This is a genomic window from Kribbella sp. CA-247076 (assembly GCF_050942445.1).
Lineage (GTDB): Bacteria > Actinomycetota > Actinomycetes > Propionibacteriales > Kribbellaceae > Kribbella.
Genome location: NZ_CP192051.1, coordinates 1374513 through 1387085, shown reverse-complemented (window position 1 = coordinate 1387085; position 12573 = coordinate 1374513). Strand labels below are relative to the sequence as shown.

The following is a 12573-nucleotide window of genomic DNA, read 5'->3' as shown; positions in this document are numbered from 1 at the left end:
CGCGACACGCCGTAGACTGCGGGACGTGACCACACTCGACAGCGGCGTCGACACCCTGGCCGACGTGACCTCGTCCGAGGACCGGCTGCGCCGGTTCCTGCTCGGCCTGCCGGGCGTCGACCAGGTCGGCGCCGAGGCGAGGGCCGCGACCCTGAGCACCCGGTCGATCAAGACCACCGCCAAGGCGTACGCGCTGGACCTGGCGATCCGGATGATCGACCTGACCACGCTGGAGGGCCAGGACACTCCCGGCAAGGTGCGGGCGCTGTGCGCGAAGGCCCAGCGGCCGGACCCGGCCGACCCGAGCACGCCGCAGGTGGCCGCGGTCTGTGTGTACCCGGACCTGGTGGCCACCGCGAAGCACGAGCTGAGGGGCTCCGGGATCAACGTCGCGAGTGTCGCGACCGCCTTCCCCAGTGGGCGTTCCAGCCTGGCCATCAAGGTCCAGGACACCAAGGACGCGGTCGCCGCCGGCGCCGACGAGGTCGACATGGTGATCGACCGCGGCGCCTTCCTGTCCGGGCGGTACGGGCTGGTCTTCGACGAGATCACCGCGATCCGCGAGGCCGCCGGTGACGCGCATCTCAAGGTCATCCTGGAGACCGGCGAGCTGGTCACCTACGACAACGTCCGGCGGGCGTCCTGGCTGGCGATGCTGGCCGGCGCGGACTTCATCAAGACCTCGACCGGCAAGGTGTCCCCCGCGGCCACGCTGCCGGTGACGCTGGTGATGCTCGAGGCGGTCCGCGACTACCACGAGGCCACCGGCCTGCACATCGGCGTCAAACCGGCCGGCGGCATCCGGACCGCGAAGGACGCGATCAAGTACCTGGTCACGGTCAACGAGACCGCCGGACCGGACTGGCTGGACCCGGAGCTGTTCCGCTTCGGCGCCTCCAGCCTGCTGAACGACCTGCTGATGCAACGCACCAAGCTGGCCACCGGGCACTACCCCGGACCCGACTACTTCACGCTGGACTGAGGCGGATCAGGCATGAGCAGATTCGAGTACGCACCCGCCCCGGAGTCCCGGGCGATCGTCGACATCAAGTCGTCGTACGGGCTGTTCGTCAACGGCCAGTTCGTCGACGCGACCGACGGCAAGCCGTTCAAGACCGTGTCGCCGGCGTCCGAGGAGGTGCTCGCGGAGATCAGCGAGGCCGGGCCCGCGGACGTCGACAAGGCCGTGCGGGCCGCGCGCCGGGCGTTCGACCGGGTCTGGGGGCCGATGGCCGGCCGGGACCGGGCGAAGTACCTGTTCCGGATCGCCCGGCTGATCCAGGAGCGCTCCCGTGAGCTCGCGGTGCTGGAGTCGCTGGACAACGGCAAGCCGATCCGGGAGTCGCGTGACGTCGACATCCCGCTGGTGGCCGCGCACTTCTTCTACTACGCGGGCTGGGCGGACAAGCTCGAGTACGCCGGGGCCGGCGAGGACCCGCAGCCGTGGGGCGTCGCGGGCCAGGTGATCCCGTGGAACTTCCCGATGCTGATGCTGGCCTGGAAGATCGCGCCCGCGCTGGCCGCCGGGAACACGGTCGTGCTGAAGCCGGCCGAGACCACCCCGCTGACCGCGCTGGCGTTCGCGGAGATCTGCCAGCAGGCCGACCTGCCGCCGGGCGTGGTGAACATCGTCACCGGCGCCGGCCGGACCGGTCAGGCGCTGGTCGAGCACCCGGACGTGGACAAGGTCGCGTTCACCGGGTCGACCGACGTCGGCCGGTCGATCGCCAAGGCGGTCGCGGGCTCGGACAAGGCGGTCACCCTGGAGCTCGGCGGCAAGGCGGCGAACATCGTCTTCGAGGACGCGCCGATCGACCAGACCATCGAGGGCATCGTCAACGGCATCTTCTTCAACCAGGGCCACGTCTGCTGCGCAGGTTCGCGGCTGCTGGTCCAGGAGAGCGTGTACGACGAGGTGCTGGCCCGGCTGAAGCGCCGGATGAGCACGCTCCGGGTCGGCGACCCGCTGGACAAGAACACCGACATCGGCGCGATCAACTCGTCGGCCCAGCTGGCCAAGATCCGCGAGCTGTCGCAGATCGGCGAGGACGAGGGTGCCGAGCGCTGGTCGCCGGAGTGCGAGCTGCCGGCCGAGGGCTACTGGTTCCCGCCGACCGTCTTCACCGGCGTCTCCCAGGCGCACCGGATCGCCCGCGAGGAGATCTTCGGCCCGGTGCTGTCGGTGCTGACGTTCCGCACCCCGGCCGAGGCCGTGGAGAAGGCGAACAACACCCCGTTCGGGCTGTCCGCCGGGATCTGGACCGAGAAGGGCTCCCGGATCCTGTGGATGGCGAACCAGTTGCGCGCCGGCGTGGTCTGGGCGAACACGTTCAACCGCTTCGACCCGGCCTCGCCGTTCGGCGGCTACAAGGAGTCGGGCTACGGCCGCGAGGGCGGTCGCCACGGTCTGGAGGCCTACCTTGCCCACTAGAGACAGTCAGAGGCTCGCCGTGCGCAAGACCTACAAGCTGTACGTCGGCGGCGCGTTCCCGCGCAGCGAGTCCGGCCGGTCGTACGTCGTGAACGATGCCAAGGGCAAGTTCCTGGCGAACGCCTCGCAGGCCTCCCGCAAGGACGCCCGGGACGCGGTCGTCGCGGCCCGGAAGGCGTTCGGCGGCTGGTCCGGCCGGACGGCGTACAACCGGGGTCAGGTGCTGTACCGGATCGCCGAGGTGATGGAGGGCCGGCACGAGCAGTTCACCGCCGAGGTCGCCGCCTCCGAGGGGCTCACGGCGGCCCGGGCGCGCGCGGTCGTGGACGCCTCGATCGACCGCTGGGTCTGGTACGCCGGCTGGGCCGACAAGCTCGCCCAGGTGGTCGGCTCGAGCAACCCGGTGGCCGGCCCGTACTTCGACTTCTCGTTGCCTGAGGCAACCGGCGTGGTCGCCGTACTGGCGCCGCAGGACTCCAGCCTGCTCGGCCTGACGAGTGTGATCGCGCCCGCGATCGTCTCCGGCAACACGGTGGTCGCGGTCTCGTCGTACGAGCGCCCGCTGCCGGCCGTGACGCTCGGCGAGGTGATGGCGACGTCGGACCTGCCGGGTGGCGTGGTCAACCTGCTGACCGGTTCCGCGTCGGAGATCGGCCCCTGGCTGGCGTCGCACCTCGACGTGAACGCGATCGACCTGTGCGGGATCGAGGACGCCGACGAGGCCCGCGCGCTGGAGGCCGCCGCGGCCGACAACCTCAAGCGCGTACGCCGTCCCGCCGAAGAGGACTGGACGGAGCCACCGGGCCTCTCGCGCCTCACGCAGTACCTCGAGCTCAAGACCGTCTGGCACCCGATCGGCGTTTGAATCAAATCGCCCGGACAGGCGAAGCGTCGTACAGTCACCGCATGGTTGAACCTGGGGACAAGGTCGCAATCGTTTCGCCGTCGGGTGGGTTGCCGGAGATCTTTCCGGCGCCGTACGAACTCGGGCTGCGGCGGCTGCGTGACTTCGGCCTGGTGCCGGTGGAGTACCCGACCACGCGCAAGCTCGGGACGGCTCCGGCCGACCGGGCCGCCGATCTGCACGCGGCCTGGTCGGATCCGTCGATCCGCGCGGTCATCGCGACCATCGGCGGCGACGACCAGCTCACCGTGCTGAAGCACCTCGACCCCGCGGTTTTCCGGGCGGATCCGAAGCCGTTCTTCGGCTACAGCGACAACACGAACCTGCTGAACTTCCTGTACTCGCTGGGGTTGCCGGCCTTCCACGGCGGCAGTGTGATGGTGCAGTTCGGCCGCGGCGGCGCGATGCACCCCGACACCGAGCGCTCACTGCGGGCCGCGCTGTTCTCTCCCGGCGACTTCGAACTGACCCCGGCGACGGGCTGGACCGACCACGACCGCGACTGGGCCGACGCCTCGGTGCTCGAGACCGAGCCGACGCTGTTCCCCGGCACCGGATGGACCTGGACCGGATCGGCGCCGGTCAGCGGCCGGTTGTGGGGCGGTTGTCTGGAGATCCTCGACTGGCAACTCGCGGTCGGACGGTGGATGCTGCCGGTCTCGGCGTACGACGGCATCCTCTTCCTGGAAACGAGTGAGGAGATGCCGAGCTCGGAAACGGTCTACCGGATCCTCCGCAACTTCGGCGAACGCGGCCTGCTCGAACGCTTCGACGCCGTGCTCTGGGGCCGGCCGAAATCCTGGGCACTGGACCACCGCACCACGCCCGAGGAGGCCGTCGCCTACGTCACCGGCCAGTACCTCGCGGTCGACCGGGCGCTCGCCGAGTACAACCCCGGAGCCCTCGTGGTGAAAGGCGTGGACATCGGCCACACCGACCCCCAACTGATCCTCCCGTACGGCGGCCAGGCCCACGTCGACCCGGTCGCCGCCCGCATCACCGTCGCCTACTGATCCGCCGCAGTGGGCTGAGACTGGACCCGGTGGGCTGGGACAGGCAATTTCCCGAAGGTGTCGTAACCCCACCCGGCTGACGTCAGCGGACGACTGTGCGGGTGAGTGGCGGGTTGGGGTCGGGGTAGCAGGACACGGGTGCGGTGATCGTGACGAACTTCCACTTGATCCTGGCCTGCAAGGTGAGGCCCGGGTCGTCGTAGCTGGTGCCCTTGAGCCTGGTCTCGATGACGGCGCCGCGCCGGCCAGACTTCAGCCGGACCGACAGCGACGGGAGCTGGTAGTTGGCGCCGCCCGGGATCGGGCCGGCGACCTTGACGACGGCGACGCCGCGTTCGAGGTGCACGGTCGGCGTCGAGTTGAGGCCGGAGCCGCCGGTGAGTCTGGCACTCACGTACGACGTGTTGGCCGGGATCGGCACCCGCAACGACAGGTCCCGGACCTCCTTGAGCTGGAAGCCCTTGACCTCACCGGGCAACGACCCGGGCTTGAGGTCGACCGCGATCGTGAACCGGGTGTTCGGCCGTACCGTGGCGGGCGCCTTGGCGTCGACCCCCTGCCGCAGCGACAACAGGTGCCGGCCGAACTTGGTGTCCGCCCGGCACGCATAGCTCGCCGTCGGCGGAACCGCCTCGGCCCCGGTTGCGACGAGCAACGGCAGCACAGCAACTCCGAGCACAAGGAGACTGCGATGAGTAGCCATACAACTACTCTATGCAGTCAGACCGTCACCCGGGCAGCACCCGTCTCATTGACCGAACAGGTACCAGCCACCCACGCCGGCGAGCACGAACACGAGCGGCAACGTCAGCAGGAAGACCGCCCGTCCCCGGCGGCTGCGGCGGACCGGGGCGTCGGTGGCGACCGTCGTCGGCAGTTCCTCGTCCGGATCGCTGATGTGGGTCCGCTCGAGCGCGCGCAGCGGCGCCTCCTGCTCCACCCGGTAGGCCTCCGCCTCCAGCCGCTCGGCCAGGGTGTCGGCGCGTTCCCAGCGGTCACTCACGTGGTACGCCAGCGCGCGGGCGAAGACGTCGTCGAGCTGACCGACCGAGTCGTGCAGCGTCGGCCGCAGGCTCGGCGGCGGGAGGTCGGGGTCGCGGTTGAGCACGTCGGTGATCGAGCCGGCCGAGAACGGCGGATGCCCGGTGAGCAGCGCGTAGGTCACCGCGCCGACCGCGTAGATGTCCGCCCGCTCGTCGAAGCCACCGTCCCCACGCCCCTGCTCGGGCGCCATGTACGACGGCGTGCCCACGGCCTGCGTGAGCCCGGACGCCTCCGCGGCGCGCTTGGCCAGGCCGAGGTCGGCCAGCACGATCCGGTGCGTGCCACCGCCGGACTCCTCGCCCTGGTTGGGGCGGAGCAGCAGGTTCGCCGGCGTGACGTCGCGGTGGACGACACCCTCGCTGTGCAGAGCCGCGACCGCTCGGGCCAGGTCCGCACCCCACCAGAGCGCGTCGGCCGGGTCGAGCGGGCCGTGCCGCAGGACCTCGGCGAGCGTGCCGCCGCCGACGTAGTCCATGACGAAGTACGGGCGACCGTCCGGCAACTTGCCCAGGTCGAACACCCGGACCACCCGGTCGCTGGCGATCCGGCGCATCAGCCGGGCCTCGGACAGGAAGCGCTCGCGCACGTCCGCGCGCGACGCCCAGTTGTCCGCGAGCACCTTGACGGCCACGTCCACGTCGAGGTCGTCGTCGTACCCACGCCAGACCGTCGCGAACGCGCCCGCGCCGATCTTGTCCTGCAGCCGGTACCTCCCGATGACATCCATCCGGGCTATTGTCGACCACAGCCGACCTGTCCGGCGAACACCACCCTGGGGGAGCATGAACGAGGACCTGGAGGAGCTCGCGGCCCGGGCCGCGGCGGGGGACCAGTCGGTCGTGCCCGAGCTGCTGGGGGCGATCCGCCCGCAGGTGCAGCGCCGGGTGGCCAAGTTCCTGCCGTTCCACGAGGACGCCGAGGAGGCCGTCCAGGACACCCTGCTCCAGGTGGCGAACAAGATCCACACCTTCCGCGGCACCGGCAGTTTCGCCGGCTGGGTGACGATCGTCGCCACCAACCAGGCCCGGCAGACCTACCGGTCGCTCAAGCGGCGCTCGGTCGAGCAGTCCGCCGAGGTGCTGCCGGAGGCGGTCGACCCGCGCACGACCTCGGTGATCGCCGGCTCCCGGCTCGACCTGCTGGAAGCCCTCGAGAACCTGGAGTCCAGCCACCCCCAGCTGGTTCAGCCGCTGGTTCTCCGCGACCTCGGCGCGTTGTCGTACGCCGAGATCGCGGACGAGCTCGATGTCCCGCTCGGGACCGTCAAGGCCCGGATCCACCAGGCCCGCAAGGCCGTGGCCGAGCGCCTGACGGTGCACTGACCGGGCACTGACCGGTAGCTTTACCCGAAGGCCCGGCGGACCGCGACCGCCTTGCGCAGGTTGTCCGCGAAGTTCGCGGTCTGCCGCCGGATGCTCGGCGCCACGGACTCGTCGGCGACCAGGGCCTCCGCCCGGGTCAGTAGCTCCGGCTCGATCACGTACTGCGGCGCGATCCGGACCGCCGTGAGCGCGACCACCATGCCGGACCGGATCTCCGCCGTCCGCGGGATGTCGGTGAAGAACCGGTCCACGTACGGCGCGGTGATCGCGGACTGACCGGGATGCCAGAAACCCTCGGCCGCGGCCAGCAACTCCTGCACCCCGACGGTCGGATCGGTCATGATCCGCGTCCACGCGGCCTCCTTGCCGCCCGGCAGCGCGGACCGGCAGCGGGTGGCGTGGACCAGGCCCTCGGTCGAGGTGTCCCGGGCCAGCTCGGCGTCGATCTCGGCCGCCCCGAACACGTTCAGCCGGACGAGCCGCAGCACCAGGGACCAGCGCAGGTCCGCGTCGATCCGCAGGCCCTCCGGCACCCGCGAACCGTCGAGCCACGCCTGCAGGAGCCCGGCGTCGTCCGTGGTCGCGACGAGGCCGCGGACGGTCGCCAGTTGCAGGCTGCTGCCGGGCTCGACCGTGGCCAACTTGTTGCCCAGGGCATCCGCGACCGGTCCGCGCGCCTCGTCGTACGGCAGGTAGCCGCCGAGCACCCGGTCCTCCAGCCAGCGGACCAGCGAGCCGACGGCGATGTCGCTGCGCTCGTGCCGGATCGCGGTGACGAAGAGCTCGAGCGCCGTGCGAGGGTCGAGCTCGGCATGAGCGGTCGCGTCGCGGATCGAGTTCCAGACGACCGCGCGGGTGGTGCCGTCGGCGATCGCCGGCAGCACGGCCGGCAGGTTCGCCAGGCTGGTCCGGTCCAGGCGGATCTTCGCCCAGGTGTCGTCGTCCGCGTCCGGCACGACCACCTCATTGCTCAGGGCAACTTCTACGGTGTCGCCGGCGAGCATCACGTCGACGGTGGCGGAGCTGCCGTCGGCGTCGTACCCGCGGACGCTGAGCTTGTGTGGACGGCGGGAGCCGTCCGGGCTGGTGCGGCGCAGGACGATCCCGCCCGGCGTGCGCTCGGCCGTGATCGTGTCCAGGCCGGACGTCCGCAGCCACTGCTCGGACCAGTCGTCCAGGTCGCGGGCGCCGGCCTCGGTGAGCTTGCCGATGAACTCGTGCAGGTCGGCGTTGCCGTACTCGTGCGCCTCCAGGTGGGCGTTGACGCCCTTCAGGTACACGTCGTCGCCGAGGTACTTCGCGAGTTGCTTGAGGACCGCGGCGCCCTTGGCGTAGGAGATCCCGTCGAAGTCATCCAGGGACTGCCGGGCGTCCTTCAGGCTGTCCGGCGCGACCGGGTGGGTCGAGCTGCTCTGGTCGGTCTGCATCCCCCACCACCGGCGGACGAAGGCGAAGTCGGTCCAGTTGTCCCGGTAGTCGGTCGCGTCCTCGGTCACCCGGTGGGCCATGTACTCGGCGAACGACTCGTTCAGCCACATGTCGTTCCACCACTTCATCGTGACCAGGTCACCGAACCACATGTGCGCCATCTCGTGCACGACGATCCGCGCCCGGGTACTGCGCTCGGCGTCGGTCACCCGGCTGCGGAACACCAGGTGGTCGGCGAACGTCACACAGCCCGGGTTCTCCATCGCGCCGAGGTTGAAGTCCGGCACGAACACCTGCCAGTACTCGCCGAACGGGTACCGCTGCCGGAACATCCGGTGGTACTCGTCGAACGCCTGCCCGGTGGTCCGGAACAGGTCCTCGGCGTCCCGGTCCAGGTGCTCGGCCAGCGACCGCCGGCAGGCGAGCCCGAGCGGGATCCCGTCGTACTCGCTCCGGATCAGGTGGTACGGGCCGGCCACGATCGTGACGAAGTACGACGCCAGCGGTTTGGTCTCGGCCAGCGCCCACTCCCCCGGACCGGTCCGGGTCGCGGCACCGTTGCCCAGGACCACCCAGTCCTCCGGACACTTGACCGTCACCGTGTACGGCGCCTTGAGGTCGGGCTGGTCGAAGCACGGGAAATAGCGCGGCGCCGACTCGAGCGACGACATGCCGTACGTGTACACGCGCCCGTCGGCCGCGTCGACCGATCGCACCAGGCCCTCGCCGTCGACGGAGTACCGCTGCTCAGCGGTCACGACGACCTCGTTCTCGGCCTGCAGACCTGTGAGCGGGAACCTGCCTTCCTCCAGCAGGCCGACCTCCAGGGCGACGCCGTTCAACTCGACCGCGAGCAGGCGGTCCGGCTTCACGTCCACCCAGGTCGAGTCACTCGTCGCCCCGAACCGGATCCGGCTGGTGGTCACGAACGTGTCGCCGGTCCCGGTCAGGTCGAAGTCGACCTGGTACGACCGGACCACGAGATCTGCCGCCCGTCGCCGGGCCTCGTCCACTGTCAGCGCGCGCATGGCTGCACGCTATCCGAGTGTGCCTAACGGCCCGTCAGCTTTTCGCGGACAGCATGCACACGAGCCCGCGCGACCTCGTCGAGCGTGTCGTCCGTCGCCATCCCGTCCAGCACCCCGACCAGCCGTCGACCCGGATCGGCCGGTACGGCGGCCGCTGCCAGCAGCGCGGTCGCCCGGACGTCCGCGTCCGTGGTGCCTTCGAGCACGTCCGCGATCAACGCCGCGTCCTCGGCCTCGGCGAGACTCGTGAGCACGTTGAGCGCACTCAGATGGTCGAACGCTTCCCGCAGTTCGACATCACCTGCGACCGGTGGCCGCGACAACACCGCTCGCGCGACCTGGCGCACCTCACCGCCGAGCGGCTCCAGCGGATTCCCACCGGACAGCCGGGTGTACGACGCGGCCACCTGATACATGTTCAGCGCCCGGCAGACCGTGGCCACGTTGTCGCTGTACAGCAACGCACTGAAAGCCGCGAGCGGGATGGCCTCGTCCGGGTTCATACCGGCACGCTAGCCGCTTGGCGAAGATGCGCCGCGAGCAGGTGGGCGGCCTCCGGGGCGTCGGCGGCGTAGCAAAGCAGGTGGGCGCGGGTGGACCAAGCGTCCTGCAGCGGGCAGATCTCGACCGCGGTGGTGGCGTTCACCGCGCGGCGCGGAACGACGGCCAGCCCGGCGCCGGCGGTCGCGAGGGTGATCAGGGTGTGCAGCGTCGGGACGAGCGTCCGGAATCGCGGGGCCGGGGCGTGCGGGCCGAGCCGGTCGTCCATCCACTGGGTGAGCGGTGATCCGCGGTCGAGACCGACCAGGGGATGCTCGGCGACTTCGGCGTACGCGATCGACGTCCGGCCGGACAGGACGCCGCCGGCCTGGCCGATCACGACCAGCGAGTCGTCGGCGAGCGGTTCGGTCCGCAGATCGGTGGGTTCGTCGTCGAGGACGACGCCGAGGTCGGCCTCACCAGCGGCCAGCAGGCGGACGCTGCGGACCGTCCGGCGTTCGTGGACGGTGACGTCGTACTCCGGATGGTCGCGCAGGAAGGTCGCGAGCGCGGCAGGGACGAGTTGGTGCATGGCGGAGCCGCCGGCGACCAGGCGCACGGGCTCGGTCCGGGAGACGGCGTACGACGCGACCGCGCTGTCCAGCCTGGTCGTCTCGGCGAGCACTTCACGCGCGTGCCGGGCCAGCGTGGCACCCGCCGGAGTGAGGCGGACGCCGCGGCGCTCGCGGACCAGCAGCGGCACGCCGGCCTGCGCTTCGAGGGCTCTGACCCGCGCGCTGGCCGAAGGCAGGCTGAGATGCATCACCCGCGCTCCAGCGGTGATCGAGCCTTCGGCTGCGACGTGCGTGAAGAGCCGCAGGTCGTCGAGGTCGTACCGCATGAGGCTCAGCCTACGCCTGTGCCTAAGGCTGGCTATGGAGATTGCGCATTGTGCTCGCCCGTCCGACGCTCGATGCTCGAAGGGTGCTGAACCCCGCGCAGGTTGCGATGGCCTACCAGGCCTGTGAGGTCGCGGACCTCGCCCGCTCGGCGGTCACCCTGCACCACCCCGCCGAGGCGCAGGCCCAGGCCGAGCTCGTGCTCGCGGCCGCCCGCCGGCTGTCGGCCGCCGCCGACCGGCTCACCGACGCGGTTGCACCACCAGACCCTCTCCAGCGTTTCGCCTACGAGCACCCCGAGGAAGCCTCGGCCGACATCACCGACTGGCTTCGACAGCACTGCAGTTCGGCCTGACAGCGATCTGAAAGCCCTCGTCCGTAGGGTCCGGCGCATGGGGAACCGTCCGACGATCCGCGCGGTCGTAGCGGTCGCCGAGTTCCGGGCGTTGTGGATCGCCCACGCGCAGTCCCGGCTCGGCGACCAGCTCGCGCGGGTGGCGATCGCCGTGCTCGTCTTCGACCGGACCGGGTCGGCGCTGTTCACCGCGCTCACCTACGCCTTGTCGTTCCTCCCTCCGCTGGTCAGCGCCCCACTGCTCACCGGTCTTGCCGACCGCTATCCACGACGCACCGTGATGGTGGTGACCGAGCTCTGCCGCGCCGCACTGACCGCTGCGATGGCGATTCCCGGTCTGCCGATCGCCGCAGTCGCCGTACTGCTCGTTGCCGTGGTCTGTCTGCAACCGCTGTACAGCGCCGCCCGCAACGCGTTGCTGCCCGAGGTTCTAGAGGGTGACCGCTACGTCGTCGGAGTCGGTCTGGCCAGTGCGACCGACAGCATCGTCCAGGTGCTCGGATTCGCGGCCGGCGGTGTGCTGGTCAGCCTCACCGGATCGCACGTTGCTCTCGGCATCAATGCGGCGACCTTCCTGGTCTCGGCGACCCTGATCCGCACCGGACTACGGCATCGGGAGGCGTCGGCCACGACCCGCCGGACGGTCGGCCGATCGGTGTCCGCCGGGGCGCGGCTGATCTGGGCAGACCATCGGCTGCGCAGTCTGCTGGCCCTGCTGTATCTGTACGGGTTCTACCTGGCGCCGGAAGGGCTCGCCGCGCCGTACGCCGCCGAGGCGGGAGCCGGCGACGCCGCGGTCGGGATCCTGATGGCGGCCGACCCGGTCGGCGCGATGATCGGGGCCGTCCTGCTCAGCCGTTGGCTACCGACCAGGTGGCGGTCGCGTTCGCTGGCTCCACTGGCGGTCGCGTCCGCGGTTCCGCTGGCGGTGAGCGCTTTCTCTCCGTCGGTGCCTGCCGCGGTCGGGCTCTGGGTGCTCGTCGGCGTGCTGTCGTCGTACACGATGCTCGTGCACGCGACGTTCGTCCCGCTGGTGCCGGACGATCAGCGGGGGCAGGTGGTCGGCTTGGCGTCGGCGGGTCTGCAGGCAGCGCAAGGACTCGGGGTCGCCGCCGCGGGCGTGCTGGCCGAGCTGACGTCCGCGGCGACCTCCGTCGGGCTCATGGGTGTTGCCGGCGGTCTCCTCGCGGTCCTGGCCGGTCGTTCGTGGTCCCGCGCAGAGCGTCGCGCTCGTGCCGGAGGTACAGGCCGGTCGCCGTCGACACACTCGTGAGCAGCCAGACCGCGACGCCCGCGTCGTCGGTCACCCCGATGACCGGCAGCAACTCCGGCAGGAGGTCGATCGGCGAGACCAGGTAGACGACCGCCAGTCCCCACAGGGCCATCCGGCTGGTCGGCAGTCCGGGGTACTCCCCGCGGCGGGCGGCACGCAGCAGACGCGGCAGCGCGCGGGCCCGCTCGAACACGTCACCGATCGGCTCCGGCTCACCCCGGGCGATCCGCCGGCGCCGGGCGCGCCGTCGTACCAGGCCGACGCCGGTCACGACCAGGCCCAGGACGAGCAGGCTCGCTCCGACCGCGACCGCCGGAAGCCCGACGACGTCGGCATCCCGGAACACCAGCGTCGCCAGGCCGATCAGCCCGAGCAGTCCACCGAAGAACACCATCC

Annotated in this window: 13 protein-coding genes; 7 read left to right on the top strand and 6 right to left on the bottom strand. The window is 70.9% G+C overall.

What is annotated here, in order from left to right; translation table 11 throughout:
• The first annotated feature begins 25 nt into the window (after window positions 1-25).
• From deoC to ACQPYZ_RS06605, 4 genes are read left to right on the top strand one after another with little or no spacing between them, the layout of a single operon-like run.
• On the top strand, window positions 26-982 hold the full coding sequence (gene deoC / locus ACQPYZ_RS06620; protein WP_433166307.1) for a deoxyribose-phosphate aldolase: 957 nt from the start codon (window positions 26-28) through the stop codon (window positions 980-982).
• Window positions 983-994: 12 nt separating this feature from the next.
• Entirely contained in the window at window positions 995-2431 is a 1437-nt protein-coding gene (locus ACQPYZ_RS06615; RefSeq protein ID WP_433166305.1) for an aldehyde dehydrogenase family protein, read from the top strand.
• 19 nt (window positions 2432-2450) lie between these two features.
• Complete coding sequence (locus ACQPYZ_RS06610; protein WP_433166304.1) at window positions 2451-3296, top strand: aldehyde dehydrogenase family protein; 846 nt, start codon at window positions 2451-2453, stop codon at window positions 3294-3296.
• A gap of 41 nt (window positions 3297-3337) precedes the next feature.
• Entirely contained in the window at window positions 3338-4348 is a 1011-nt protein-coding gene (locus ACQPYZ_RS06605) for a S66 family peptidase (RefSeq protein ID WP_433166302.1), read from the top strand.
• 82 nt (window positions 4349-4430) lie between these two features.
• On the opposite strand, the gene ACQPYZ_RS06600 is transcribed toward ACQPYZ_RS06605, so the two are convergent.
• On the bottom strand, window positions 4431-5051 hold the full coding sequence (locus ACQPYZ_RS06600) for a hypothetical protein (RefSeq protein WP_433166301.1): 621 nt from the start codon (window positions 5049-5051) through the stop codon (window positions 4431-4433).
• Window positions 5052-5096: 45 nt separating this feature from the next.
• Entirely contained in the window at window positions 5097-6119 is a 1023-nt protein-coding gene (locus ACQPYZ_RS06595) for a serine/threonine-protein kinase (protein ID WP_433166299.1), read from the bottom strand.
• 55 nt (window positions 6120-6174) lie between these two features.
• Between ACQPYZ_RS06595 and ACQPYZ_RS06590 the strand changes: the two genes are divergently transcribed.
• Window positions 6175-6714 (top strand): RNA polymerase sigma factor, encoded by a 540-nt coding sequence (locus tag ACQPYZ_RS06590; RefSeq protein ID WP_433166297.1) that lies wholly within the window; start codon window positions 6175-6177, stop codon window positions 6712-6714.
• Window positions 6715-6734: 20 nt separating this feature from the next.
• Here the strand turns inward: ACQPYZ_RS06590 and pepN are convergent, their stop codons facing one another.
• From pepN to ACQPYZ_RS06575, 3 genes are read right to left on the bottom strand one after another with little or no spacing between them, the layout of a single operon-like run.
• Window positions 6735-9170: an aminopeptidase N gene (gene pepN, locus ACQPYZ_RS06585; protein ID WP_433166295.1), complete on the bottom strand. Its 2436-nt coding sequence runs from the start codon at window positions 9168-9170 to the stop codon at window positions 6735-6737.
• Between the two features lie 23 nt (window positions 9171-9193).
• The gene (locus ACQPYZ_RS06580) at window positions 9194-9673 is read right to left on the bottom strand and encodes a hypothetical protein (protein ID WP_433166293.1); all 480 of its coding nucleotides are present in this window, start codon (window positions 9671-9673) and stop codon (window positions 9194-9196) included.
• A complete protein-coding gene (locus tag ACQPYZ_RS06575; RefSeq protein WP_433166292.1) occupies window positions 9670-10551 on the bottom strand; it encodes a LysR family transcriptional regulator in 882 nt (293 codons plus the stop codon). The genes ACQPYZ_RS06580 and ACQPYZ_RS06575 overlap by 4 nt, the downstream gene beginning before the upstream one ends.
• 83 nt (window positions 10552-10634) lie before the next feature.
• On the opposite strand from ACQPYZ_RS06575, the gene ACQPYZ_RS06570 reads away from it, so the two are divergent.
• Window positions 10635-10904 carry a hypothetical protein gene (locus ACQPYZ_RS06570; protein ID WP_433166291.1) on the top strand — a complete coding sequence of 90 codons (270 nt, stop codon included), beginning with the start codon at window positions 10635-10637 and terminating at the stop codon, window positions 10902-10904.
• Between the two features lie 37 nt (window positions 10905-10941).
• Window positions 10942-12177, top strand: a complete 1236-nt coding sequence (locus ACQPYZ_RS06565; RefSeq protein ID WP_433166289.1) for an MFS transporter — start codon at window positions 10942-10944, stop codon at window positions 12175-12177.
• On the opposite strand, the gene ACQPYZ_RS06560 is transcribed toward ACQPYZ_RS06565, so the two are convergent.
• Entirely contained in the window at window positions 12065-12571 is a 507-nt protein-coding gene (locus ACQPYZ_RS06560) for a YkvA family protein (protein WP_433166288.1), read from the bottom strand. The genes ACQPYZ_RS06565 and ACQPYZ_RS06560 overlap by 113 nt on opposite strands.
• Window positions 12572-12573: the final 2 nt, after the last annotated feature.

Coding starts and splice junctions, on each gene's coding strand:
- ACQPYZ_RS06615 (WP_433166305.1), top strand. CDS start 995: ATGAGCAGATTCGAGTACGCACCCGCCCCGGAGTCCCGGGCGATCGTC.
- ACQPYZ_RS06605 (WP_433166302.1), top strand. CDS start 3,338: ATGGTTGAACCTGGGGACAAGGTCGCAATCGTTTCGCCGTCGGGTGGG.
- ACQPYZ_RS06600 (WP_433166301.1), bottom strand. CDS start 5,051: ATGGCTACTCATCGCAGTCTCCTTGTGCTCGGAGTTGCTGTGCTGCCG.
- ACQPYZ_RS06595 (WP_433166299.1), bottom strand. CDS start 6,119: ATGGATGTCATCGGGAGGTACCGGCTGCAGGACAAGATCGGCGCGGGC.
- ACQPYZ_RS06590 (WP_433166297.1), top strand. CDS start 6,175: ATGAACGAGGACCTGGAGGAGCTCGCGGCCCGGGCCGCGGCGGGGGAC.
- pepN (WP_433166295.1), bottom strand. CDS start 9,170: ATGCGCGCGCTGACAGTGGACGAGGCCCGGCGACGGGCGGCAGATCTC.
- ACQPYZ_RS06580 (WP_433166293.1), bottom strand. CDS start 9,673: ATGAACCCGGACGAGGCCATCCCGCTCGCGGCTTTCAGTGCGTTGCTG.
- ACQPYZ_RS06575 (WP_433166292.1), bottom strand. CDS start 10,551: ATGCGGTACGACCTCGACGACCTGCGGCTCTTCACGCACGTCGCAGCC.
- ACQPYZ_RS06565 (WP_433166289.1), top strand. CDS start 10,942: ATGGGGAACCGTCCGACGATCCGCGCGGTCGTAGCGGTCGCCGAGTTC.
- ACQPYZ_RS06560 (WP_433166288.1), bottom strand. CDS start 12,571: ATGGTGTTCTTCGGTGGACTGCTCGGGCTGATCGGCCTGGCGACGCTG.